The 22,956-nt window shown below is 71.2% G+C and carries 21 protein-coding genes; 12 read left to right on the top strand and 9 right to left on the bottom strand.

What is annotated here, in order from left to right; genetic code table 11:
• The first annotated feature begins 75 nt into the window (after positions 1–75).
• From nrdR to MKK88_RS22575, 3 genes are read left to right on the top strand one after another with little or no spacing between them, the layout of a single operon-like run.
• Entirely contained in the window at positions 76–606 is a 531-nt protein-coding gene (gene nrdR, locus MKK88_RS22565; RefSeq protein ID WP_244003686.1) for a transcriptional regulator NrdR, read from the top strand.
• Entirely contained in the window at positions 603–1,712 is a 1,110-nt protein-coding gene (gene ribD / locus MKK88_RS22570; protein ID WP_244003688.1) for a bifunctional diaminohydroxyphosphoribosylaminopyrimidine deaminase/5-amino-6-(5-phosphoribosylamino)uracil reductase RibD, read from the top strand. Before nrdR ends, ribD begins: the two co-directional genes overlap by 4 nt.
• Before the next feature lie 3 nt (positions 1,713–1,715).
• Positions 1,716–2,339, top strand: a complete 624-nt coding sequence (locus MKK88_RS22575) for a riboflavin synthase (protein WP_244003690.1) — start codon at positions 1,716–1,718, stop codon at positions 2,337–2,339.
• A 49-nt stretch (positions 2,340–2,388) separates the two neighbouring features.
• On the opposite strand, the gene MKK88_RS22580 is transcribed toward MKK88_RS22575, so the two are convergent.
• Positions 2,389–4,113 carry a murein L,D-transpeptidase gene (locus MKK88_RS22580; protein WP_244003692.1) on the bottom strand — a complete coding sequence of 575 codons (1,725 nt, stop codon included), beginning with the start codon at positions 4,111–4,113 and terminating at the stop codon, positions 2,389–2,391.
• A gap of 223 nt (positions 4,114–4,336) precedes the next feature.
• Between MKK88_RS22580 and MKK88_RS22585 the strand changes: the two genes are divergently transcribed.
• The gene (locus MKK88_RS22585; RefSeq protein WP_244003694.1) at positions 4,337–5,455 is read left to right on the top strand and encodes an acyltransferase family protein; all 1,119 of its coding nucleotides are present in this window, start codon (positions 4,337–4,339) and stop codon (positions 5,453–5,455) included.
• On the opposite strand, the gene MKK88_RS22590 is transcribed toward MKK88_RS22585, so the two are convergent.
• A complete protein-coding gene (locus tag MKK88_RS22590) occupies positions 5,442–6,620 on the bottom strand; it encodes an endo-1,4-beta-xylanase (RefSeq protein ID WP_244003696.1) in 1,179 nt (392 codons plus the stop codon). The genes MKK88_RS22585 and MKK88_RS22590 overlap by 14 nt on opposite strands.
• Positions 6,621–6,784: 164 nt before the next feature.
• Between MKK88_RS22590 and MKK88_RS22595 the strand changes: the two genes are divergently transcribed.
• Together MKK88_RS22595 and MKK88_RS22600 are read left to right on the top strand one after the other, a co-directional pair.
• Entirely contained in the window at positions 6,785–7,627 is an 843-nt protein-coding gene (locus tag MKK88_RS22595; protein WP_244003698.1) for an SDR family NAD(P)-dependent oxidoreductase, read from the top strand.
• Positions 7,628–7,786: 159 nt separating this feature from the next.
• Positions 7,787–8,113, top strand: a complete 327-nt coding sequence (locus tag MKK88_RS22600) for a cupin domain-containing protein (protein WP_244003700.1) — start codon at positions 7,787–7,789, stop codon at positions 8,111–8,113.
• A gap of 53 nt (positions 8,114–8,166) precedes the next feature.
• Here MKK88_RS22600 and MKK88_RS22605 read toward each other — a convergent pair whose 3' ends face one another.
• On the bottom strand, positions 8,167–8,832 hold the full coding sequence (locus MKK88_RS22605) for a L,D-transpeptidase (RefSeq protein WP_244003702.1): 666 nt from the start codon (positions 8,830–8,832) through the stop codon (positions 8,167–8,169).
• Positions 8,833–9,044: 212 nt separating this feature from the next.
• Positions 9,045–11,036 carry a glucans biosynthesis glucosyltransferase MdoH gene (mdoH, locus tag MKK88_RS22610; RefSeq protein ID WP_244003704.1) on the bottom strand — a complete coding sequence of 664 codons (1,992 nt, stop codon included), beginning with the start codon at positions 11,034–11,036 and terminating at the stop codon, positions 9,045–9,047.
• A 283-nt stretch (positions 11,037–11,319) separates the two neighbouring features.
• On the opposite strand from mdoH, the gene MKK88_RS22615 reads away from it, so the two are divergent.
• Entirely contained in the window at positions 11,320–12,834 is a 1,515-nt protein-coding gene (locus tag MKK88_RS22615) for a glucan biosynthesis protein (RefSeq protein WP_244003706.1), read from the top strand.
• Between the two features lie 126 nt (positions 12,835–12,960).
• Here MKK88_RS22615 and MKK88_RS22620 read toward each other — a convergent pair whose 3' ends face one another.
• From MKK88_RS22620 to moaA, 3 genes are all read right to left on the bottom strand, one after another.
• Positions 12,961–13,161, bottom strand: a complete 201-nt coding sequence (locus MKK88_RS22620) for a hypothetical protein (RefSeq protein ID WP_244003708.1) — start codon at positions 13,159–13,161, stop codon at positions 12,961–12,963.
• A 123-nt stretch (positions 13,162–13,284) separates the two neighbouring features.
• Entirely contained in the window at positions 13,285–14,757 is a 1,473-nt protein-coding gene (zwf, locus tag MKK88_RS22625) for a glucose-6-phosphate dehydrogenase (RefSeq protein ID WP_244003709.1), read from the bottom strand.
• A gap of 132 nt (positions 14,758–14,889) precedes the next feature.
• A complete protein-coding gene (gene moaA / locus MKK88_RS22630; RefSeq protein WP_244003711.1) occupies positions 14,890–15,942 on the bottom strand; it encodes a GTP 3',8-cyclase MoaA in 1,053 nt (350 codons plus the stop codon).
• Positions 15,943–16,022: 80 nt separating this feature from the next.
• On the opposite strand from moaA, the gene MKK88_RS22635 reads away from it, so the two are divergent.
• On the top strand, positions 16,023–16,454 hold the full coding sequence (locus MKK88_RS22635; protein WP_244003714.1) for a gamma-butyrobetaine hydroxylase-like domain-containing protein: 432 nt from the start codon (positions 16,023–16,025) through the stop codon (positions 16,452–16,454).
• A gap of 22 nt (positions 16,455–16,476) precedes the next feature.
• On the opposite strand, the gene radA is transcribed toward MKK88_RS22635, so the two are convergent.
• Both radA and alr read right to left on the bottom strand, forming a co-directional pair.
• A complete protein-coding gene (gene radA, locus MKK88_RS22640) occupies positions 16,477–17,913 on the bottom strand; it encodes a DNA repair protein RadA (protein WP_244003716.1) in 1,437 nt (478 codons plus the stop codon).
• A gap of 40 nt (positions 17,914–17,953) precedes the next feature.
• Positions 17,954–19,045: an alanine racemase gene (gene alr / locus MKK88_RS22645; RefSeq protein WP_409566696.1), complete on the bottom strand. Its 1,092-nt coding sequence runs from the start codon at positions 19,043–19,045 to the stop codon at positions 17,954–17,956.
• A gap of 279 nt (positions 19,046–19,324) precedes the next feature.
• On the opposite strand from alr, the gene MKK88_RS22650 reads away from it, so the two are divergent.
• From MKK88_RS22650 to MKK88_RS22665, 4 genes are all read left to right on the top strand, one after another.
• Positions 19,325–19,933, top strand: a complete 609-nt coding sequence (locus MKK88_RS22650; protein ID WP_244003720.1) for a CvpA family protein — start codon at positions 19,325–19,327, stop codon at positions 19,931–19,933.
• Positions 19,934–20,064: 131 nt separating this feature from the next.
• Positions 20,065–21,534: an amidophosphoribosyltransferase gene (gene purF / locus MKK88_RS22655; RefSeq protein ID WP_244003759.1), complete on the top strand. Its 1,470-nt coding sequence runs from the start codon at positions 20,065–20,067 to the stop codon at positions 21,532–21,534.
• Between the two features lie 154 nt (positions 21,535–21,688).
• Positions 21,689–22,438, top strand: a complete 750-nt coding sequence (locus MKK88_RS22660) for an SDR family NAD(P)-dependent oxidoreductase (protein ID WP_244003722.1) — start codon at positions 21,689–21,691, stop codon at positions 22,436–22,438.
• Between the two features lie 63 nt (positions 22,439–22,501).
• Entirely contained in the window at positions 22,502–22,912 is a 411-nt protein-coding gene (locus MKK88_RS22665; RefSeq protein WP_244003724.1) for a dihydrofolate reductase, read from the top strand.
• Positions 22,913–22,956 lie beyond the last annotated feature (44 nt).

Consider the following 22,956-nt stretch of genomic DNA (forward strand, 5'->3'; position numbering starts at 1 on the left):
GGGCCGGCCACGCGTAGTCTAGGACACGGCCGCGGATCAATCCGCGGCCGTTTCCATGTCCGAGTACCGAAATCCATGCGGTGTCCCTATTGCGGCGGCTCCGAGACCCAGGTGAAGGACTCGCGGCCCTCCGAGGACGGCGCCGCGATCCGGCGCCGCCGGGTCTGCCCGGATTGCGCCGGCCGCTTCACCACCTTCGAGCGCGTGCAGCTGCGCGAGGTCGTGGTGCTCAAGCGCTCCGGCAAGCGCGTCCCCTTCGACCGGGACAAGCTCCAGCGCTCCATCGACGTGGCCCTGCGCAAGCGCTCCGTCGATCCGGAGCGGGTCGAGCGGCTGATCAGCGGCATCACGCGGCAGCTCGAGAGCGCGGGCGAGCCCGAGGTGACCTCCGAGGCGATTGGTGAGCTGGTGATGGCGGCGCTCAAAGGCCTCGACGACGTGGCGTATGTACGCTTCGCCTCCGTCTACAAGAATTTCCGCGAGGCCAAGGATTTCGAGGATCTGCTCGGGACCCTCGGCGAGGGCCCCCTGCTGACGGCGGCCGCACCGGACCCGGAGGTCGAGCCGGAGCCCGAGCCACCACGCCGCCGCGCCGGACGCGCATGAGCGACGATACGCACTTCATGCGCCTCGCTCTGGCGCTGGGCCGGCGGGGCCTCGGCACCACCTGGCCGAACCCGTCGGTGGGCGCCGTCGTGGTCGACCCGGGGACGGGGCGCATCCTCGGGACCGGGGCGACGGCGCCGGCTGGCCGACCGCACGGGGAGCCCCTGGCGCTCGCCGCCGCCGGTGAGGCCGCCCGGGGCGCGACGCTCTACGTCACGCTCGAACCCTGCTCGCATCACGGCCGCACGCCGCCCTGCACGGACGCGATCCTGGCCGCCGGGATCGCCCGGGTGGTCAGCGCCCTGGAGGATCCCGACCCAAGGGTGGCCGGGCGCGGCCACGATCTGCTGCGGCAGGGGGGCGTCGCGGTCGAGACCGGGCTGATGCGGGACGAGGCGGCGCGCGACCATCGCGGCCACGTCACCCGGGTGACCCGGGGCCGCCCGGCCCTGCACCTGAAGCTCGCCCGCACCCGCGACGGTTTCTGCGCGGCGGCGGGCCCCGAGCGCCTGCGGATCACCGGGCCGGTGGCGGACGGGGCGGTCCATCTCTGGCGGGCCCATGCCGATGCGATCCTGGTGGGCATCGGCACCGCCCGGGCCGACGATCCGTCGCTCACCGTCCGGCTGCCGGGGCTGTCCGGGCGCTCGCCCCTGCGGATCGTCCTCGACACGCATCTGCGGCTTTCGCCCGCCAGCGTCCTGGCCCGGACAGCCCGCGACACGCCGACCCTGGTGCTGACCACCCGCTCCGCCCCGGCCCATGCCCGCCGGGCCCTGGAGGCCCTGGGGGTCGCGGTCGCCACCGTCCCGGGGGACGCGGCCGGCGGCATCGATCTGCCGGCCGCCCTGGCGCATCTGGGCGAGCGCGGCCTGACCCGCCTGTGCAGCGAGGGGGGCCCCCGCCTTGCGGAGGCGCTGGCGCGGGCCGATCTGATCGATACCTGCACCCTGGTCACCGGGCCGGTCGAACTGGGTCCGGGGGGCGGCCTGCCGGCCCTGGGGCCGACCCTGGCGGAGACCCTGGCGGGCGCGCGCTTCCGCGAGGCCGAGCGGTTGCAGCTCGGCTCCGACACGGCCGTAACCTACGAACGCAACGGGATTTGAGCGATGTTCACGGGGTTGGTCAGCGATGTCGGCGCGGTGCTTTCGGTCTCAGGCGAAGGCGACCTGCGCCGGATCACCATTCAGGCGTCCTACGACCCCGCCAGCATCGCGCTCGGCGCCTCGATCGCGTGTTCCGGCCCATGCCTCACCGCGGTCTCGGTCGAGCCGGCCGAGGGCGGTTGCGTCTTCGCGGTGGACGCCGCCGCCGAGACCCTGGCGCGCACCACCGTAGGCTCCTGGGTCGCGGGCACGCGGATCAACCTCGAACGCTCCCTCAAGATCGGGGACGAGCTCGGCGGCCATCTGGTGACCGGCCATGTCGACGGGCTCGCCGAGATCGTGGAGCGCGAGACCGTGACGGCCGATGCCTGGGGCGCCAGCGAGCGCTTCACCCTGCGGGCGCCGGCCGCCGTGAAGAAATTCATCGCCGAGAAGGGCTCGGTCTGCCTCGACGGCACCTCGCTCACCGTAAATTCGGTTCAGGACGACCTGTTCTCGGTTCTGCTGATCCCGCACACCCTTCAGGTCACTACTTGGGGCGAGCGCCGCGCGGGGGACCGGCTCAACCTGGAGGTCGATCTGATCGCCCGCTATGCGGCCCGACTCGCCGAGGCAGGGGCGGACTGATCCGGCCCCATCGGCCGGCTTCGCCGCGCCTCGTCTGACCGGACTGGCGTCAGTCGACGCGGGTCGCCGGCTCCGACGGCCGATGCTCTGCCCGGGGCCTGACCGGCTCGAGCTTGACCGCCGGGATCGGTTTCGCGAGGGCGGCGGACGGGATGGCCTTCCGGCTTGGGGGATTGCCGGCCGCCGGCTTCACCGCAGCCCCGGCACTGGCCGGGGGGATCGCCCCCGTGGCCGCCGGCTCGGCGGCCGGCGTGTCGAGCTTGTAGATGTCGTCCCGGAAATGCGCCTTTCCGTCCGGGGTGGCGTAGCCCGTGAGGTACACGAACGTCACCGGCACCGGCTTAGGCAGCTTGATGTCGCGGCGCTCGCCATCCGCGATGCCGGTCTCGATCTCGATCGGCCCCCAGGTGCTGCCCGGCCCGTTCGGCCCGTCCGTGCCCTGCAGCAGCCAGCCGACCAGTTCCTTCACCTGACCGACCCGGACGCAGCCATGGCTGTGGAAGCGCACGCTCGCGGCGAACAGGGATTTCGCCGGCGTATCATGCATGTAGACGGCGAAGCGGTTCGGCATGTCGATCCGGACCTGACCGAGCGAATTGTCGAAGCCCGAATCCTGGCGCAACGTGTAGGCGACCGCCTTCTGGCCGGCCCAATCGATCTTCGTCGGGTCGACCTCGCCGGTCTGGCCGAGGATCCGGATATGGTTCTTGGCGAGATAGCCCGGGTTCTTCCGCATCTGCGGGATGATTTCGTTCTTCACCACCGAGGCCGGCACGGTCCAGGTTGGGTTGAAGTTGATGTCGGTGATCCGGGTCTCCACCGGGGGTGTGGCCTTGTCGGGGGAGCCGACGACGGCGACGTAGCGGCGCACCACCGTGCCGTTCTCCACCGCCTCGACGGCGGCCGAGGGGATGTTGACCACGATGTAGCGCTCGCCGAACGGGAATTTCGAGCCCATCAGCCGGGCCGCTGACGCCGAGAGCTGCTTCTGGCGCACGGTCGCGGGCACGTTGAGCGCGTTGAGGGTGAGCCGCCCGAGGATGCCGCTGTCGGGCAGCCCGTGACGGGCCTGGAAGGCCGAGACCGCCGCCACCAGCGGCGGGTCGAGGCGGTCGCTCGGGGGCGCGTCAGCCGGTAGATCGCCGGTGAGCGTCAGATGGTGGCGCAAAGCCGGGATGGCCGGGCTGCGCTCACCGGGCTTCAGGCGCGCGAGGTCTTCGGGCAGCCGTTCCCAGCCACCGGCCTCCGCGAAGGCCGCGTAGCGTTCGGCAGCCCGCAGCGTGTCGAGGAAGGTGCGCGCGGTCAGCGTCGGGCTCGGGTCGGTCGAGACCTTGGCGTAGACCAGGGGCGCCGCCTCGCGCGGAAGCTTGGCGACCTCCTGCGGCATGCCCTGAGCCGGCTTTGTATCTGGCGCCGCTGCTACGGCAGGCTTGGGTTCGCTCGATCCGGACGCGGTGGGCTTCGGCTCCGCAGCCCGCGCTTCGACGCCTTTCGACTCCGAAGCCTTGATCTCCGAAGCCTTGGTCTCCGAAGCCTTGAGCTCCAAGGCCTTGGCCTCCTGTCCCTTGGGGACCCCGCCTTCCGGCGCGGCCGGTGGCGGGGAGACCGGGACGGCGGCCGGCGGAACGGGAGTCGGGTTCGCGCTTGCCGGTGCCGCGACCGCCGGCGCGCCCTGCGCCCGCGCGTCGACGGCGGCGAGCAGCGTCAACAGCGACAGGCCCGCGCCGAGCGCGGCCCCCGGGCGGGCATGACGGCGGGAACGGACCGGGCCCATACGCAACACTCCCGACGGCGCCCGACTCGGCGCGGATCGGCGGCATGATGGGGCGGCGTGGTTACCAATCTCCTCCTGCCGGAAAGGAGGCTCACAGTGCAGATTCACCATCCCGCGACGTCTTTGGAAGCACCGCGGCGTCTACGGATGTCGGCGTGACAGAAAATGCCGCACCGTGATCCAGTCAGGGTTGCCCCCGCCGCGATGGAAGAGCCGACCCGTCATGCCGGATCCCGGGAAACAGGTCCCCGCCGTGTTGCCGTACCTGCCGCAGCTCGATGGGGTGCGGGCGCTCGCCATCCTGATCGTGTTCGCGGCCCATTGCGGCTACAGCCACGTCGTCCCCGGGGGATTCGGGGTCACGGTGTTTTTCTTCCTCAGCGGCTACCTGATCACCACCCTGCTGCGGATCGAGCGGGCGCGGACCGGCGCGGTCTCGCTGTCCGCCTTCTACCTGCGGCGGAGCTTGCGCATCCTGCCGCCGATGTACCTCACCCTGCTCGCCGCGGGCGGGCTCTACGCGCTGGGGCTGCTCGACTGGATGCCGGTCGAGCCGGCGGCGATCCTGGGGCAGGCGACGTTCCTGACGAACTATCCCGGCCTGTTCGGAACCGAGGCGGTGCTGCCCGTGCCCCTCTGGAGCCTCGCCATCGAGGAGCATTTTTACCTGGTCTTCCCCCTGGCCTACGTCCTGTGGCTGGGTCGTCTGCAGCCGCGCCGGGCCGCGCTCGCCTGCCTGGGGATCTGCGCCGCGGTCCTGGCGATCCGCTGCATCAACGTCTGGCGGCTGCCCGATTCCAGCCTGAACTATTCCTGGACCCACACCCGCATCGACGCGATCCTGTTCGGCTGCTGCCTCGCTTTGTGGAACAACCCGGTGATCCCCGCCGACCGGGCGTGGCGGCCGAAGGCGCGGCACGTGGCCCTGAGCCTCGCGGTGATCCTCGGCACCCTGGCGGTGCGGGAACCCGCCTTCCGCGAGACCTTGCGCTATACCCTCCAGAGCGCCGCCCTGTTCGTGCCCTTCGCCTACCTGCTGCACGGGGATGGACCCGTAGTGAGGCTGCTGGCCAGCCGGCCGATGCGCCAGCTCGGGCTGTGGTCGTACAGCTTCTACCTCGCCCACATGGCCGTGGTGGCGCTGGTGCTGCACCCGAAGCCGAGCCTGCACGGCCTGTCGCTGATGCTCGCGGCCTTCCCGCCGACGCTGCTCTGGTGCTGGGGGATGTACCTGCTGGTCGAGCGCCCCTGCGCGCGCCTGCGCCGCCGGCTCCTGGCGGATCGCCCGCCCGAGCCGATCCTGGCCGATGAGAGCCGTCAGGCCGGGGTCACGCCCGCCTGAGCTTGTCCCGGGCGGCTGTATGGTCCGGCGCCGCCGCGAAGGCGGCCTTCATCGCGTGCCAGAGGGGCTTGCGCCGGAACTGCGAATCCAGCGGCAGGGCGCGCTGGGGCAGGCCGTCCGGCCGCTTGCGGTAGGGATGGTCGTTCAGCCACGTGTCGGGGTCGTAGATGTCCCAGGTCAGTACATCGAGGACGGCCGGCTCGTCCAGAACCACGTCGAGGTAGCGCCGCGCGAAATCGGCCACCATCCGGTCGCGGGTCGGCACGTCGGAGGGAAAGACGCGGTCGTCGATGTCGAGTTCGGTGATCGCGATCCCGAGGCCCATCTGGCCGATCTCGCGCAGGAAGCGCCGCAGCTGACCCTGGTCGATCGGGATCGTGCTGGTCAGGTGCGATTGCAGGCCGAAGCGCCGGATCGGCACGCCACGGCTGCGCATCGCCTCCAGCCGACGCAGCACCTTGGTGCGTTTGGCCTCCATCCAGGGCGCGCCCTGCTCGACCGCGTCCTCGTTCCACGTGCCGGCGGCCGCCGGGTCGGTCTCGTGCAGGATGCGGAAGGCGAGGTCGATGTAGCCGTGGCCGATCGAGGCGAGCCACGGCGAGTCGCGCAGGCCCCCGCCGCGGTCGGGATCCGCCTCGTTGCCCAAAATCTCGTTGACCACGTCCCAGGCGACGATCTGGCCCCGGTAATGGCCCGCCACGGTCTCGATCCAGCGGCGCATGAAGTCCTCGCCCTGCGCCGCGCTCGCCCGTCCGAGCAGGGGGCCGACCCAGGGCGGGAGCGCCGCGTGCCAGACCAGGGTGTGGCCGCGCATGCGCTGGCCGTTCGCGCGGGCGAAGCGCAGGATCGCGTCGCCCCGGGCGAAATCGGTCCGGCCTGGGGCGGGCAGCACCTCCTCCATCTTCATCTCGGTGCCGCAGACCAGGATCCCGCATTCCCGCGCCACCGCCTGCCGGTAGGCGGGCGTGGAATCGAAGCGGTGGAACGGCACCTCGCAGCCGTAGAGCAGGCCCTTGGCGGCGGCGGCGGCCTGAAGGCTGTCGCTCGACCAGGATGGGCGACCGAGCGGCCCGAACCCGGCGGGCGCGGCGCCCCGCGCTGCCGGCGCGAGCCCTACGCAGGCCAGCCCGGCGAGGAGGGACCGGCGGCTCGGAACGATCGGCATGCCGCATCCTCGGGTTCGGTGGGATCACCGGCATCAAAGCATGCGGCGGCGGAGGTTACGATCCGCTGAGTCTGCGGGCGGGCCTGTGGTCCGATCCGGTGGATCAACTCGCCTTCATCCGGGCTCGCCCCATCTGAAGGGCGCCATCCAGCCGAGGATTCGTCATGAGCCAGCATCCCGCCATCAGCCCCGGCCGCAGTGCCGTCGTCACCGGGGCCGCGAGCGGCATCGGGCTCGCCGCCGCGCAGGCCTTCGCGCGGGCCGGCATGAATGTCTGGCTCGCCGACCTGCCGGGCCCGGCCCTCGACGCCGCCCGCGCGGCGGTGGCCGAACTCGCCGCCGTCGAGGTCCGCGCGGTGCCGACCGACGTCTCCGACCGGGGCGCGGTCGAGGCCCTGGCGGGGGCCGTCGCGCGGGGCGGACCGCCCGCCATCGTCATGCTGAATGCCGGGATCGAGGCCGGCGGCAAGCTGTTCTCGGACGCCGAGACCTGGACGCGGATCCTGGGCACCAACCTCTGGGGCGTGGTCAACGGCATCCACGCCTTCGCGCCCGGCATGATCGAGGGGGGCAAGCCCGGCGCCGTGATCGTGACCGGCTCGAAGCAGGGCATCACCACGCCCCCCGGCAACGCGCCCTACAACGTCTCGAAGGCGGGGGTGAAGGCGGTCACTGAGGCGCTCGCCCACGAAGTGCGCAACCGGGAGGGCTGCCAGACCACCGCCCACCTGCTGATCCCGGGCTTCGTCTATACGGGGCTGACCAAGGCCCGCGGCGTCGCCGAGAAGCCGGCCGGCGCCTGGACGCCGGAGGAGACCGTGTCGTTCCTGCTGGAGCGGCTGGCGGCGGGCGATTTCTACATCCTCTGCCCCGACAACGAGACCACCCGGGCGCAGGACGAGAAGCGGATCGCCTGGGCTGCCGGCGACATCATCGAGAACCGGCCGGCGCTCTCGCGCTGGCACCCGGATCATGCGGAGGCGTTCAAGCGGTCTCTGGAGGGGTGAGCCGCGGCACTCACTTCGCGCCACTCATCACGCTGTCGTCGTTCCCCGTGGGGGGGCGCCCCGCGATGACGGCGTGGCGAACTGATCCGACGGGGCGGCCGGAGGCTTGCATCGGATCGGCGCGGGCACCATCCGTGTGCCCGTGATCCCGGAGACGCCATGGCCTTCGCCTGCACCATACCCGCAACGCCCACAATCCAGCAGGACGACGCCACCGTGCGCATCACCCGCTGGGACTTCCCGCCGGGCGCGGTGACCGGCTGGCACGAGCACGGCTGGCCGTATTTCGTGGTGATGCTGGTGGACGGCATCCTGCGCGTCCACGACGGCGAGCAGGTCAGCGAGACGGCGCTCGCGGCCGGCCAGTCCTACATGCGCCCGGCGGGCATCCGACACGACGTGATGAACGGGTCCGAGCACCCGATCGCGTTCATCGAGATCGAGGTGAAGCGCCCCGATGCCTTAGTCACGCTGTCAGCGGTTTGAACGCAGAAGGGCCGACCTGACGGCCGGCCCTCCTCGAGAAGTCGCGAAAAAAATCAGCGCTGGACGATGACCTTCGTGCCGACCTTGGCGTGCGTGTAGAGGTCCATCACGTCCTCGTTGGTCATGCGGATGCAGCCCGAGGAGACGGCGGTGCCGATGGTCTCCGGCTCGTTCGAGCCGTGGATCCGGTAGATCGAGCCGCCGAGATACATGGCGCGGGCGCCGAGCGGGTTCTCGAGGCCGCCCTTCATGTAGCGCGGCAGGTCGGGCCGGCGCTTCAGCATGGTCGCCGGCGGGCGCCAATCCGGCCATTCGCGCTTCATCGTGATGGTCTGCACGCCGCCCCAGGTGAAGCCCGGGCGGCCGACGCCGACGCCGTAGCGCAGGGCCTGACCGCCGCCCAGCACGTAGTAGAGCCGCCGCTCGGCGGTGGACACGACGATCGTGCCGGCCCCGTACGGGCCGTTATACGCCACGGTTTCCCGCGGGATCGCCGACATCTGCGGAACGGCCGCGTCGGCGCTCAGCGGGTCGGCGGGGTTGAGGGCGGCGTTGGCCACCGGCACCGTGACGGTCTCCATGGCCTGCGGACGTACGCGCACGGTGAGCGCGTCGTTCAGCGGCTGGCGGGTCAGCGGATCGATCTCGTAGGCGAGGGCCGGCGCGGCGCAGGCGGCCACGCCGAAAAACCCGATCAGGGCGGGAAGGAAACGACGCATCAAAGCCTCTCGGGGCAGGCGCGGACTCTGGCGGGAACGCGGCGAATACCGCGGCACGATGCCGTGCCGATCCTCGCCAAGGGGTAAACGCTCGCGCCCCAAAGCCAAGTCTGAAACCGGCTCATGAAGCCGGTTCCGACCACCCGTGACTCGATGGCAACACTGTGGCAGCTTGGCCGTGGCGCCCGGGATGACGGGCGCCGCGTGCCCGTTCAGGCCTCGTCGGCGGCGAGCCAGATCGCGGGCTCCCGCGGGGCCGGCCGCGTTGGGGCATGAACTGTCCCATGGGTCATCGCCTGGGGGGCGGGCAGGCCGCGGATCTGGGCCAGCTCGGCGAGTTCCAGCGCCTGCGCGGTGTCGTCCGCGTTCAGGAACAGGCCGCGGGCCCGGGCGAGGCGGCCGAGATCGGCCCGGCTGGTCCAGACGCTCTGGGCCGGGCTGGTGAGCAGGGCGAGCGCCAGCGGCGCCAGCCAGAGGGCGAGCCACGCATTGCCGACGAGGGCCAGCGCAAAGGCGATCAGCGTGCCGACCACGACGGCATCGGCCTGGAGCCGGAATGCCTCGCCCCAGGAGACCTGCCGGTCGTCGCGATCCTGGGTCTCCCAGCGCACCACCCGGCCGAAGAAGGTGGCCACCACGGCGCCGGCGGTGAACAGGGTGAGGACCGGCCAGAGCACGACCCAGGCAGCCTGTTCCAGGGCGGCGCTGGTGAGCAGCGAACGCGTCCCGCCGAAGGACGCGCGCCGCTCCGGGGCGGCGAGGACGTAGCCGAGGCTCAGGAGCTTCGGCAGGGCCAGCACGGTGACGCTCAGGGCGGCGAGCGCGTGGGCGGCGGCGCCGTGCCCGGTCAGCCCGTAGGCCAGGAGACCCAGATCCCCGGTCCGGGCCGCCTGCCACGCGGCGGCGCCGATGAAGGCGATCCAGAGCGGCAGCATCCCGTAGGAGAGGATGCCGACCAGCAGATGCCAGCGGCTCGCGGCGTGCAGGCCGGTCCAGGGCAGCACCCGCAGGTGCTGGAGGTTGCCCTGGCACCAGCGGCGCTCGCGGCCGAGGAGATCGACGAGGTTGGTGGGCATCTCCTCCCAGGTGCCGCCGAGTTCCGGCAGCAGCCGCACCTCCCAGCCGGCGCGCACCATCAGGGCGCCCTCGACGATGTCGTGGCACAGGATCTCGCCGCCGAGCGGCTCCCGGCCCGGCAGCCGGGGGAGCTGCGCATGCGCGGCGAAGGACTCGATCCGCAGGATCGCGTTGTGGCCCCAGTAGCTGCCCTCCGGCCCCTGCCAGGTCTCCAGGCAGCGCAAAGCGAGCGGCGCGTAGAGCCGCACGGCGAATTGCTGGATGCGGGCGAACAGCGTGTCCCGGCCGGCGGCGTACGAGACGGTCTGGATCAGGCCGGTGCGGGGGCTCTCCTGCATCAGCCGCACGAGCCGGCCCATCGTGGCGCCGGTCATGAGGCTGTCGGCGTCGAGGACGATCATGAAGGCGTACTCGCCGCCATAGGTCCGGCAGAACTCGCCGATATTGCCGGCCTTGCGGCCGACATTCTCGGTCCGGCGCCGGTAGCGGATCCGCGGCAGGGCCGGGTCGCCCGACGCCCAGGCCTGGATCCGCGCGTATTCGTGCTCCTCCACGGCGGCGATGGCGCCGTCCCGCGTGTCCGAGAGGACGAAGATGTCGATATCCTCGGTCCCCGCCTCGGCGAGCGAGCGGGCCATGACCCGCAGCCGGGCGAAGACCGCAACGGCGTCCTCGGCATGGATCGCCATGACGGCGGCGGTGCGTCCGGCCCCGATGGGGCCGCCCTTGGCCGCCTCCGGCTCGGATCGGCGCTCCAGTACGGATTTCGCCCGGTCCCCCAGGAGGGCGGCGACGAGCCCGTAGGCGTACTGGCAGGCGGTATAGGCCTGCCAGGCCATGATGACGCTGAACAGCCCGAGCACCGCCCAGGCGAGCGGGCTCACGCCCGCCGGGTAGGCGAGGGCGGCGAGCCACGCGATCCCGCCCGCACTGGCGAGGCTCGGCACCGTCAGGGCGAGGCGCCGGGCGCGCAGGACCCGCGTCGCGCGCCTGCCGCTCCAGACCTCGCGCGGCATGGTCGGTTCCGACGGATCGGGCATGGACGGACACGCGTTCCGGTGCGACGGCTCGGCGGAGGCCGTGATCCCCGAGGATGTGGCGCGAGGAGGAAGGGCGCGTGACGACATGGCGCGAGGAACTCGACCGTGGAAGGCCGCCGGCCGCCCCGCCGTCTGTGGCCGGGAGCCGATGACCGTGGACACCGATATACGGGGCAAGGACACGGAGCCGACCCGGCCCGATGGAGGGCCGGAAGTCGAACGGATCAATCCCCCCTCCCGGCGCCGCGTTCTTCGAACCGTCCTGACCGCAGCTGCCGGCACGGTTCTACCTAGCGTAGCCGAGCTGAATGGGTCCAGAACGTGGGCCGGGTCGGCGCTTCCGCCGCAGGGCGTACAAAAGGGGAGCCGGATGACCTTCGAGGCGCTGGCCGCGGAGGCCGCAGGCCGGGCCGCCGCGCCCTACGTGGCCCCGCCCGAGGATCTGCCCCCCGCCCTCGCGGGCCTCGACTATGACGGCTACCGGGCCATCACCTTCCGGGCCGCCGAGAGCCTGCGCCTCGGTCCGCTGTTCAGCGCGCAGCTCTTCCACCGCGGCTTCCTGCAGCGCAAGCGCGTGGCCCTCCATCTCCAGCCCCTCGATGGGCCCGCCCGCCCGATCCCCTACGAGAGCCGGCTGTTCGATCTGGGCCCGCGGCTCGCCGGCCAGAGCTTTGCGCCGGATCTCGGCTTCGCGGGGTTCCGCCTGCACTACGCCTTTCCCGACACGCCCGCCTGGCGCCCGAAAGGGTTCCAGGAGGAGTTTTTGGTCTTTCTCGGCGCCTCCTATTTCCGGCTGCGGGCCGCGGGCCAGGAATACGGGCTCTCGGCGCGGGGCCTCGCTATCGGCACCGGTGCAGCCGAAGGGGAGGAGTTTCCCGATTTCGTCGCCCACTGGCTCTGCGAGCCCGAGCCCGGGGCGCACACCCTGACGGTGCTCTCGCTCCTCGACAGCCCGAGCGTCGCCGGCGCCTATCGCTTCGCGATCAGCCCCGGGGACCCGGCCCGGATCGCGGTCACCGCCGCGCTCCATCCGCGGGTTCCGATCGGCAGGATGGGGCTCGCGCCGCTCACCAGCATGTTCCTGTACGGCGAGAACGGGCCCGGTGCCCGGGGCGCCAAGCCGTTCGACGATTTCCGACCGCAGGTCCACGATTCCGACGGGCTCTGCGTCGCCTCGGGCGCCGATCCGGCCCGGCGCGACCGGCTCTGGCGGCCGCTGGTCAACGGCCGCCGGCAACCGCAGATCTCGGCCTTCGCGGGCAAGCCGCTTGCGGGGTTCGGGCTGCTGCAGCGGGAGCGGAACTTTGCCGCCTATCTCGACGTCGAGGCCCGCCAGGAGGCACGGCCCGGCCTGTGGGTGAGCCCGGATCCCACCGGGGGGGCCTTCGCGGCGGGCGCGGTGCAGCTCTACGAGATCCCCTCCGTCGAGGAGTACATGGACAACATCGTGGCGGCCTTCGTGCCGGACACGCCGGCGCAGCCGGGCACGGCCCTGCACCTCGCCTACGGGCTGACCACCGTCGGGGCCGAGCCGGTTCCGGCGATTCCCGAGGCAGCTTTGGCCCGCGTGATCTCCACGCGCTTCGGCTCGGCGGAGCGCCTGCGCCCCCTGACGCCGCCGCGCCCGGAGCGGCGGCTCTGCGTGATCGACTTCGCGGGTCCGAGCCTGCCGGCGGGACCGGACGATGCGGTGACCGCCGAGGTCTCGGCCAGTGCCGGCACGCTGCACGAGCCGGTCTCGAATTTCGTGCCACAGACCGGCGGCTGGCGGATCTATGTGGAGTGGCGCCCGCCGGAGCCGATGCCGGCCGGCGACGTCGTCCTCCGGGCCCGCCTCGTGCGCGGCGGGGTGCCGCTCAGCGAGACCTGGGACGCGGCCGTGTAGAGCCAGGGTTTCGAAAGGTCGGGACCTTTCGCGGGTCCAGGGCAGAGCCCTGGTGAAGCTCTCAGGGCTCCGCCCCGAGACCCCGCCAAAGGGCGAGCCCTTTGGAAACCCGGATCGACCAGGCCCTCAGGCGGTACGCTGCGCCTGCTCCCGGCGCCGGGCGAGGCGGGTGGCGCCGTAGATCTCGCTCAGGCGGCGCCGGGCCGCGGAGATCGGCGGGGCCTGCCGCTCGTCATGGACGGCCGCGATGATGCGGAGCGTTGCGGCGACCGAGCGCTCCAGGCGGCGCTCGGCCAGGGCGGCGGCGTCCCGATAGGTGTCGAGCATGCGATGATCCCTTGTGCAAAGCGGTATCCACCCTCTGGCGGGGCGGTGACCGGCAGCAGCGGCAGAGTTCATCGCCCGCTTGACGGTATGATGGCAGCTTGGCCGTAAGCTGGGGATGGCGCCTCAGCGCAGCTCCTCGTGCCAGGTCCGGCCGTCGCGTTCGATCAGCGCGATCGCGGCGGTCGGGCCCCAGCTCCCGGCCGGGTAGGGCCGGGGTGCCTCCGGCCGGTCGGCCCAGGCCTTGAGCACGCCGTCCGCCCAGGCCCAGGCGGCCTCGACCTCGTCGCGGCGCATGAACAGGGTGGCGTTGCCGCGGACCACATCCATCAGCAGGCGCTCGTAGGCATCCGGATAGCGCTGCTTGAACGTCTCCTCGAAGGAGATGTCGAGGTCGGTCGGGCGCAGGCGCAGGCCGCCGGGGCCGGGATCCTTGGTCATCACCTCGAGCTTCATGCCCTCCTGCGGCTGCAGGCGGATCACGAGGCGGTTCGGTTCACGGCCGAAGGCTTCCTCGGGGAAGATCGAGAATGGCGAGGCGCGGAACTGCACCACGATCTCCGAGAGCTTCTGCGGCAGGCGCTTGCCGGTGCGCAGGTAGAACGGCACCCCGGCCCAGCGCCCGGACTGGATCTCGACCTTCATGGCCACGAAGGTCTCGGTGCGGCTGTCGTGGCCGAGTTCGGTGAGGTAGCCCTCCACCGGCTTGCCGTCGACGGCCCCCGCCACATACTGGCCGCGCACCGTCACGCTCTGGATGTCGTGCGCCGTGATCGGCTTGAGGGCGCGGAGCACCTTCAGCTTCTCGTCGCGGACCGAATTGGCTTCGAGGTTGAGCGGACTCTCCATCGCGGTGAGGCAGAGGAGCTGCAGGATGTGGTTCTGCAGCATGTCGCGCATGGCACCCGACGTGTCGTAATAGCCGGCCCGGCCCTCGACACCGACGGTCTCGGCGACCGTGATCTGGACGTGGTCGATCACGTCCGAGGTCCAGAGCCGCTCGAAGATGGTGTTGGCGAAGCGCAAGCTGAGCAGGTTCTGGACCGTCTCCTTGCCGAGGTAGTGGTCGATCCGGAAGATCTGCGATTCGGGGAAGACCTCGCCGACCGCGTCATTGATGGCGTGGGCCGATTTCAGATCCTTGCCGATCGGCTTCTCCAGCACGACTCGGGACTTCTCGCCGACCAGCCCGTGGGCGGCGAGGTTGCGGCAGATCGAGCCGTAGAGGTCGGGGGAGGTGGCGAGATAGTAGGGCCGCACTTGGTCAGGCCGCTCGTCGAGCTTGGCCACGAGGTCGTCCCAGCCGCTGTCGCCGGCGCCGTCGACCGCCACGTAGTCGACGTGGTCGAGGAAGCGCTGGAGCATGGCCTCGGTCAGGTCGGAGGCCGGCACGAAGCGCTTGAGGGCGTCGCGGGCGTGCTCGTGGAAGGCATCGCGCGACAGTTCCGAGCGCGAGGCGCCGATGATTCGGCTGGTATCCGGGATCTGGCCGTCGCGGAAGCGGTAGAACAGGGCCGGCAGAAGCTTTCGTGCGGTCAGATCGCCGGTCGCGCCGAACACGACGCAGTCGAAGGAAGCAACGGGGATGATCGTGGCCAAGGGCGGCTCCCGGTTATCGTGCGCTGATCCCGCACGGCGCGTGCGCCGCACACACCTAACCTGGGTGCGGGGGCTTCGCCAGACGAGGGCCGCCTCGCATTGTTCGGGCCGCCGGCGGGAACCGGGGAGCGGCTACCCGCCCGTGACGCTCATGTGCCGCGGCACGGCAGCCGGGCGCTGGCGCTCGATGACGAAGTCGTGCCCCTTGGGCTTGCGGGTAATCGCCTCGACCACGGCCGCCGCCAGCACGGCGTCGTCCTGGGACGCGCGCAGGACCGCCCGGAGATCGGCCGAATCCTCCTGGCCGAGGCATAGGTAGAGCTGGCCGGTGCAGGTCAGTCGGACCCGGTTGCAGCTCTCGCAGAAATTATGGGTCAACGGCGTGATGAAGCCGAGGCGGCCGCCCGTCTCCTCGACGCGCACGTAGCGGGCCGGCCCGCCGGTCCGGTCGGGCAGGGGGGTGAGCGTGTAGCGGCTTTCCAGCCGCTGCCGGGCGACCGAGAGGGGCAGGAACTGGTCGGTCCGATCCGCCTCGATCTCGCCGAGGGGCATCACCTCGATCAGCGTCATGTCCATGGCGAGGCCGTGGGCCCAGGCGATCATGTCGGGAATCTCGTCGGCGTTGAGGTCGCGCAGCGCCACCGCGTTGATCTTGACCTTCATCCCGGCGGCCCGGGCCGCCGCGATGCCGTCGAGCACCACCTTGAGGTCGCCCCGGCGGGTGATGGCGCGAAACTTCTGCGGGTCGAGCGTGTCGAGCGAGACGTTGATCCGGCGCACGCCGAGACTCGCCAACTCGTCGGCGTAGCGGGTGAGCTGCGTGCCGTTGGTGGTCAGCGTCAGCTCCTCCAGCGCCCCCGAATCGAGGTGGCGGGAGAGGCGACGGAACAGGTGCATGATGTCCCGGCGCACCAGCGGCTCGCCGCCCGTGATCCGGAGCTTGCGCACGCCCCGGGCGATGAACACGCTGCAGAGCCGGTCGAGCTCTTCCAGGGTCAGCAGATCGCGCTTGGGCAGGAACTCCATGTGCTCGGACATGCAGTAGGCGCAGCGCAGGTCGCAGCGATCCGTCACCGAGATGCGCAGGTACGAGATCGCCCGCTGGAACGGGTCGATCAGGGGCGCAGGCCCGGCGGGCGGGCGGCCGGCGATCGTCTGCGGCGTCAGGGAGCTGTCATCGGGCATTGTCCGGCATATGATGCCCCAAAGGGTTGCGGGCAAGCGCGCCCTGGCCGCAGCCCCGGATTGCGTGAGGAGTGTGACTCGTGAGTGAGGATCTATGGCCGACCGAGATCCGCCTGTCGGCCGACCGGCGGAGTCTCAACGTCGCCTTCGAGGACGGGGTACGCTACGCCCTGCCAGCCGAGTACCTGCGGGTGTCGAGCCCATCGGCCGAGGTGCAGGGGCACTCGCCGCTGGAGCGCAAGGTGATCGGCGGCAAGCGCGCCGTGGCGATCCTGGCGGTGGAGCCGGTGGGCAACTACGCGGTGAAGCTCGGCTTCGATGACATGCACGATACCGGCATCTACGGCTGGGGCTACCTGCACACGCTGGGCCGCGAGTACGAGACGCGCTGGAACACCTACCTCAGCGAACTCGCCGAGCGCGGCCTCGACCGCGACACGGCGCGCCAAGCACCGGTCAAGGGCGGCGGCAGCGGCGGGGGCTGCGGCTCGGGCTCGTGCGGGTGCCATTGAGCGAGGTTTTCCCGCGAGGCGCTTAGACTTCCTCGTCGGCGTAGCGCGACGGCGCCCGCCCGCGCCCGCCGGATCCCCGGCGCGGCGCCCCCGCGCTGATCCCCGCCACGAGGTCAGCGATATGGCGCAGCGTCTCGACGGACAGCGCCTTCTCGCCCTCGCCGCGGCCCTGCGGGATCAACGCCTTGGCGAAGCCGAGCTTTTGGGCCTCCTTCAGCCGGGATCCCGCCTGCGCCACGGGCCGGATCGCCCCCGACAGGCCGATTTCGCCGAAATACACGGTCTCCGGCGGCAGCACCGACCCCGACAGGGACGAGACCAGCGCGGCTGCCACCGCGAGGTCCGCCGCCGGCTCGGTGATGCGCAGGCCGCCGGCGACATTCAGATAGACGTCGTGGCTCCCGAGGCGGATGCCGCCATGGGCCTCCAGCACGGCCAGCACCATCGACAGCCGGTTCGGGTCCCAGCCCACCACCGCGCGGCGGGGCATGCCGAGCGAGGAGGGCGCCACCAGGGCCTGGATCTCGACGAGCAGCGGCCGGGTGCCCTCCATGCCGGCGAAGACCGCGGTGCCGGCCGCCTGCTGGTCGCGCCCCGCCAGGAACAAAGCCGAGGGGTTCGGCACCTCGCTCAGGCCCGCATCGGTCATCTCGAACACGCCGATCTCGTCGGTCGGCCCGAACCGGTTCTTCACCGCCCGCAGGATGCGGAAATGGTGGCCCTGGTCGCCTTCGAAGGAGGCGACCGCATCGACCATGTGCTCCACCACCCGGGGGCCGGCGATCTGCCCGTCCTTGGTGACGTGACCCACCAGGATCACCGCCGTGCCGGTGGTCTTGGCGAAGCGGATCAGGGCCTGGGCGGAGGAGCGCACCTGCGTGACCGTGCCGGGGGCCGATTCCACCGTCTCGGTCCACATCGTCTGGATCGAGTCGATGATGGCGAGCGCCGGAGGCCGGCCCTGGCTCAGGGTCTCGACGATGTCCTCGACATTGGTCTCGGCGGCGAGCTGCACCGGGCGGTCGCTCAGGCCGAGGCGCTCGGCGCGCAGGCGCACCTGCCCCACCGCCTCCTCGCCGGAAATGTAGGCGACCCGCTCGCCCGTGCCGGCCATGGCGGCCGAGGCCTGCATCAGCAGGGTCGACTTGCCGATGCCGGGATCGCCGCCGAGCAGGATCACCGAGCCGCGCACGAATCCCCCGCCGGTCACCCGGTCGAGCTCGCCGATCCCCGAGGGCAGTCGCGGCGCCTCCTTGGCCTCGCCGGTCAGACCTTCGAGGGGAAAAACCCGGCCGCGGTTGCGCGACGGCCGCGTCGCGGCGGGACCCGACTGACCGGGGGCGGAGGGCGCCTCCTCGACGATCGTGTTCCAGCCGTTGCAGGCCTCGCAGCGCCCGCGCCAGCGGTTGTAGACCGCCCCGCAGGACTGGCACACGAAGGTCTGGTGAATCTTGGCCATACGGGTCCGGGCGCCGACCGGCGTTTCAGGGGGAATCGCGTTAGTCTACATAGGTTCGAACATAACGAGAACCCAGCCCGGTCAGGATCTCGTAGCCGATCGTGCCGGCGGACCGGCCGACCGTATCGATATCGAGGCCGTCGCCGATCAGCACCGCACCGGCGCCGCGCCGGGCCGCGGGGACGTCGGTCACGTCGAGGATGATCAGGTCCATCGAAACGAGGCCCAGGATCGGGCAGGGCACGCCGCCGACGAGCGCCTGGCCCCGCCCGCTGATCGCCCGGGGGAACCCGTCGGCGTAGCCGAGGGAGAGGGTCGCCAGCCGGCTCGGCCGGTGCGCGGTCCAGCGGCCGTTATAGCCCGCGGTCGCCCCGGCCTCGACGTCACGCACCTGTGCGATCAGCGCCTCCAGCCGCACCACCGGACGCATCGGGTTCGCCGCCCCCGGGGTCGGGTTGCCGCCGAACAGGGCATAGCCCGGCCGCAGCAGGTCGTGCCGGGCGCCGTCGAGAAAGACGCCCGAGGAGTTCGCGAGCGAGGCTCGGATGCCGGGGTAAGCGGCCCGCACGCGGGCGAAATCAGCGATCTGCCGTGCGTTGACCGGATCCTCCGGTTTCTCGGCGCTGACGAAGTGGCTGAGAATCAGGTCGATCCCGGCCGCGGCGATCCGTGCGTCGCCGGCAAGGTCCAACGCCTCCGGCACCGGCAGGCCCAGCCGGTTCATGCCGGTATCGACGTGGAGCGCCGCCGGCAGGCGTCCGGTCGAAACGGCTGCCCACTCCGAAAGCTCCTCGATGCTGCCGAGCACGGGGCGCAGCCCATGCGCCGCGAAGGCTCCGGCTGCGCCTGGGGGCAGGCCGTTCAGGATGTAGATCTCCGCCTCGGGCAGGGCGGCGCGGGCCGCGATCCCTTCGGACAGGTGCGCGACGAAGAAGGTCCGGCACCCCGCCGCCCGGAGGGCCGGCCCGACCCGGCCGATGCCGCAGCCATAGGCGTCGGCCTTCACGACGGCCGCGCAGGGGGCGCTCCCCCGGTCCGCCAGGAGCCGCCAGTTGGCGGTGATCGCCCCGAGGTCGATCGTCAGCTTCGCCCCATGGGTGGCGATGTCTGTCACTGGTCCGGCCTCGCCCACGCCGACCGCCTCCTGCCGCTTGCTGCCGGGATTCCGGAAGCACAAGGCGGACCCATACCACCGGGGCGGGTTCTCCGTGCAGCCGGGCCACCTGTGGGCTGGTTTGCGTGCAGGATTGGGCAGGGCTGAAGCCGGCCGCTGATGCACGGACGGCACAGGGTCCGGCCGAGGATCGAGGCCCAGGGTGACGGCCGAGGTCGGGCTTGGTATAAATCGACCGCGGTCCGGGGGAGCCGCACGGCCGACGCGCCATCCCCGCGGGTACCAAAAAGCTCAACGATGCCGTTTACCGTCCTGGATCTCGTCGTGCTCGGCATCGTCGCGGTTTCCGCGCTGCTGGCGGCCGTGCGCGGCGTCACGCGCGAGGTGCTGGCGATCGTCGCCTGGGTGGCGGCGGCCGCGGTCGCCTGGACGCTCTATCCGATGCTGCTTCCCATCGTGAAGCAGCACGTGAACAGCGATACCGTGGCGCTGGTCGCCTCGATCGCCGCGATCTTCCTCGGCACGCTGATCATCGTTTCGATCATCACGGTGAAAATCTCGGATGTCGTGCTCGATTCGCGCATCGGCGCGGTCGACCGCTCGCTCGGCTTCCTGTTCGGGGCGGCCCGCGGCTTCCTGATCTGCGTGATCGGCTGGGTGTTCCTGTCCTGGCTGGTCCAGGGCAAGGTGCCGGACTGGGCCGCGCAGGCGCGCTCGCGGCCGATGCTGGAGAAATCCGGCGACGCCCTGGTGGCGCAGCTGCCCGAGAATCCCGAAGGTTTCCTGAAGCAGTTCAAGAAGCCGAAGGCCGTCACGCCGCCCAACGAGGCGGCCGACGCCCCCGCCGAGACCGATCCGGCGCCCCAGCGCCGTACCGAGACCGCGCCGACCCCGACGCGACGCTGATCTGCGGTATTCGCCGTAGGTTCTGTCGCGCGGAACGCCTAGATAGCGGGTCCGGTCGCGAACGGATTGTATCCGCGACAACCGGCGCGCCGGCCCGTCGCCGCCGGGACTCGTGAGTGATCGACCGCCTCATGTCACACGCCACCAATCCCAGCGCCGATTTCGATCTCGACGGCGATACGCTCCGCGAGGAATGCGGCGTCTTCGGCATCTTCGGGCATCCGGAGGCCTCGGCCATCGTGGCGCTCGGCCTGCACGCCCTGCAGCACCGGGGCCAGGAGGCGGCCGGTATCGTGTCCTTCGACGGCGCGGTGTTCCATTCCGAGCGGCGCCCCGGCCTCGTGGGTGATTCCTTCTCGGACGGCGAGACCATCGCCCGGTTGAAGGGCCGGGCCGCCATCGGCCACGTGCGCTACTCGACCACCGGCGGGACGATCCTGCGCAACGTGCAGCCGCTGTTTGCGGAACTCGCCAGCGGCGGGCTGGCGGTCGCCCATAACGGCAACCTGACCAACGCCCTGTCGATCCGCCGCGACCTCGTGCGCGACGGCGCGATCACCCAGTCGACCTCCGACACCGAGGTGATCCTGCACCTCGCGGCCCGCTCGCGGAAGCCGCGGATCATCGAGCGGTTCATCGACGCCCTGCAGGCGATCGAGGGCGCCTACGCGATCGTGGCACTCACCAACAAGAAGCTGATCGGCGCCCGCGACCCGATGGGCATCCGCCCGCTGGTGCTGGGCGAACTCGACGGCCGCTACATGCTGGCCTCCGAGACCTGCGCGCTCGACATCATCGGCGCCCGGTTCGTGCGCGACATCGAGAACGGCGAGATCGTGGTGATCTCCGAGGAGGGGATCGAGTCGATCCGCTTCGCCGATGCCGTGCCGATGCGGCCCTGCATCTTCGAGTACATCTATTTCGCCCGACCCGATTCCGTGGTGAACGGCAAGAGCGTCTACGGGGTGCGCAAGGCAATCGGCCGAGAACTGGCCCGCGAGGCCGGGGTCGCCGCCGACATCGTGGTGCCGGTGCCTGATTCCGGCGTGCCGGCCGCGTTGGGCTTCGCGCAGGAGACCGGGATTCCCTTCGAGATGGGGATCATCCGCAACCACTATGTCGGCCGGACCTTCATCCAGCCGACCCAGTCGGTGCGGGAACTCGGCGTGCGGATGAAGCACTCGGCCAACCGCGCGGCGATCGAGGGCAAGAGCATCGTCCTCGTCGACGACAGCCTGGTGCGCGGCACCACCTCGGTGAAGATCGTCCGGATGATGCGCGAGGCCGGCGCCGCGGAGGTGCATTTCCGGATCGCCTCGCCGCCGATCACCTACCCGGACTTCTACGGGATCGACACGCCGGAGCGCGAGAAGCTGCTCGCTGCGACCCACGACCTTGAGGGCATGCGCAAGTATATCGGCGCGGATTCCCTGGCCTTCCTGTCGATCCCCGGCCTCTACCGGGCGATGGGCGAGGACGAGCGGAACGCGGCCTGCCCGCAATACACCGATCACTGCTTCACGGGTGAGTACCCGACCGGCCTGACGGACCTTTCCATCGCCGGCCCGAAGCGCTTCGCGATGCTGGCCGAGGCGGACTGACGCGTCCTGGTTTCCAAAGGGCGAGCCCTTTGGCGGGGTCCAGGGGCGGCGCCTCTGGGTCTTTGCAGGGTTCCACCCTGCACCCGCAAAAGGTCACAGACCTTTTGAAACCGATTCCTCGACCCTTCCGGTCGGAATGCGCTAGGTCCTGCGCATGGCTGAGTCTCAGAGACCCTTGGAAGGCCGCGTCGCGGTCGTCACCGGCGCATCCCGCGGCATCGGTCGGGCCGCCGCCCTGGCGCTCGCCGGGGCCGGCGCGCACGTGATCGCAGTGGCGCGGACCGTCGGCGCGCTGGAAGAGCTCGACGACGCGATCCGCGCCGCGGGCTCCAGCGCGACCCTCGTGCCCTTCGACCTCGCCGATTACGAGGCGATCGACCGCCTCGGCGGGGCGATCAACGAGCGGTGGAAGCGCCTCGACGTCCTGATCGCCAATGCCGGCATCCTCGGCGCGCTCATGCCGATCGGCCACATCACCCCGAAGATCTGGGGGCAGGTGATGGACGTGAACGTCACCGCCAATTGGCGCCTGATCCGCTCGCTCGATCCGCTGCTGCGCATGTCGGATGCCGGGCGGGCGATCTTCGTCTCGTCGGGGGCTGCCTCGAAGTGCCGGCCCTATTGGGGACCCTACTCGGTCTCCAAGGCGGCCCTGGAAGCATTGGTGCGGACCTACGCGGCCGAGAACGAGAGCACGGCCATCCGGGCGATGCTCGTCAATCCGGGTCCCCTGCGCACGGGGATGCGCCGCTCGGCCATGCCGGGCGAGGATCCGGAGACGCTGCGGACACCGGAGGACCTCGCGCCTCATTTCGTGCGCTTCGCCAGCCCGGACTGGACCGAGACCGGCGCGCTCTACGATTTCCCCACCGACCGGGTGCTGCGCTTCCGCGCGCCCGAGTAAAGGGGGCCGGGGCCTGAGGCCCCGGCGGGTGGCGGGCAGAGCCCGCCGGGTTTGGGATTTGCGATGATCGACGTCCGCTGCATCTGTGCGATCGGCCTGCGGGGCCAGCTCGGCCTGAACGGCCACCTCCCCTGGGAGGGCAACACCGACCCGCTCTTCGTTGAGGACGTGACGCGCTTCTTCGCGCTGACCATGGGCCACGTGCTGATCGCCGGGCCGAAGACCGTGGCCTCGGTCCCCGAATTCGCCTTCCAAGACCGCACCATCGACGTGATCCGCAGCCACGAGGACCCGGAGCAGGTGCTCAAGCGCTATCCGGGCCGGCGGATCTTCGTCGGCGGCGGGATCGCGGTGTGGAACGTCTACGCCAAGTACATCCAGAACTGGGACATCACGCGCCTGCCCTATGACGGCGAGGCCGATCGCTGGTTCGATCCGGCTTGGCTGGTCGGCGGGGCGCTGCGGGCGGGCTGAGCGGCACCTTCCTGCGGGCCGGCGCGTTGGCGCACGCGTCGCGT

It is taken from the genome of Methylobacterium sp. E-005, assembly GCF_022829725.1.
GTDB lineage: Bacteria > Pseudomonadota > Alphaproteobacteria > Rhizobiales > Beijerinckiaceae > Methylobacterium.

Excerpts from the sequence above, each read along its gene's own strand:
- MKK88_RS22660 (WP_244003722.1), top strand. The coding sequence starts at position 21,689 with ATGGCTGAGTCTCAGAGACCCTTGGAAGGCCGCGTCGCGGTCGTCACC.
- radA (WP_244003716.1), bottom strand. The coding sequence starts at position 17,913 with ATGGCCAAGATTCACCAGACCTTCGTGTGCCAGTCCTGCGGGGCGGTC.
- nrdR (WP_244003686.1), top strand. The coding sequence starts at position 76 with ATGCGGTGTCCCTATTGCGGCGGCTCCGAGACCCAGGTGAAGGACTCG.
- MKK88_RS22575 (WP_244003690.1), top strand. The coding sequence starts at position 1,716 with ATGTTCACGGGGTTGGTCAGCGATGTCGGCGCGGTGCTTTCGGTCTCA.
- ribD (WP_244003688.1), top strand. The coding sequence starts at position 603 with ATGAGCGACGATACGCACTTCATGCGCCTCGCTCTGGCGCTGGGCCGG.
- MKK88_RS22665 (WP_244003724.1), top strand. The coding sequence starts at position 22,502 with ATGATCGACGTCCGCTGCATCTGTGCGATCGGCCTGCGGGGCCAGCTC.
- MKK88_RS22590 (WP_244003696.1), bottom strand. The coding sequence starts at position 6,620 with ATGCCGATCGTTCCGAGCCGCCGGTCCCTCCTCGCCGGGCTGGCCTGC.
- MKK88_RS22650 (WP_244003720.1), top strand. The coding sequence starts at position 19,325 with ATGCCGTTTACCGTCCTGGATCTCGTCGTGCTCGGCATCGTCGCGGTT.
- MKK88_RS22585 (WP_244003694.1), top strand. The coding sequence starts at position 4,337 with ATGCCGGATCCCGGGAAACAGGTCCCCGCCGTGTTGCCGTACCTGCCG.
- MKK88_RS22605 (WP_244003702.1), bottom strand. The coding sequence starts at position 8,832 with ATGCGTCGTTTCCTTCCCGCCCTGATCGGGTTTTTCGGCGTGGCCGCC.
- MKK88_RS22580 (WP_244003692.1), bottom strand. The coding sequence starts at position 4,113 with ATGGGCCCGGTCCGTTCCCGCCGTCATGCCCGCCCGGGGGCCGCGCTC.
- purF (WP_244003759.1), top strand. The coding sequence starts at position 20,065 with ATGTCACACGCCACCAATCCCAGCGCCGATTTCGATCTCGACGGCGAT.
- mdoH (WP_244003704.1), bottom strand. The coding sequence starts at position 11,036 with ATGTCGTCACGCGCCCTTCCTCCTCGCGCCACATCCTCGGGGATCACG.
- MKK88_RS22620 (WP_244003708.1), bottom strand. The coding sequence starts at position 13,161 with ATGCTCGACACCTATCGGGACGCCGCCGCCCTGGCCGAGCGCCGCCTG.
- moaA (WP_244003711.1), bottom strand. The coding sequence starts at position 15,942 with ATGCCCGATGACAGCTCCCTGACGCCGCAGACGATCGCCGGCCGCCCG.
- MKK88_RS22595 (WP_244003698.1), top strand. The coding sequence starts at position 6,785 with ATGAGCCAGCATCCCGCCATCAGCCCCGGCCGCAGTGCCGTCGTCACC.
- MKK88_RS22615 (WP_244003706.1), top strand. The coding sequence starts at position 11,320 with ATGACCTTCGAGGCGCTGGCCGCGGAGGCCGCAGGCCGGGCCGCCGCG.
- MKK88_RS22600 (WP_244003700.1), top strand. The coding sequence starts at position 7,787 with ATGGCCTTCGCCTGCACCATACCCGCAACGCCCACAATCCAGCAGGAC.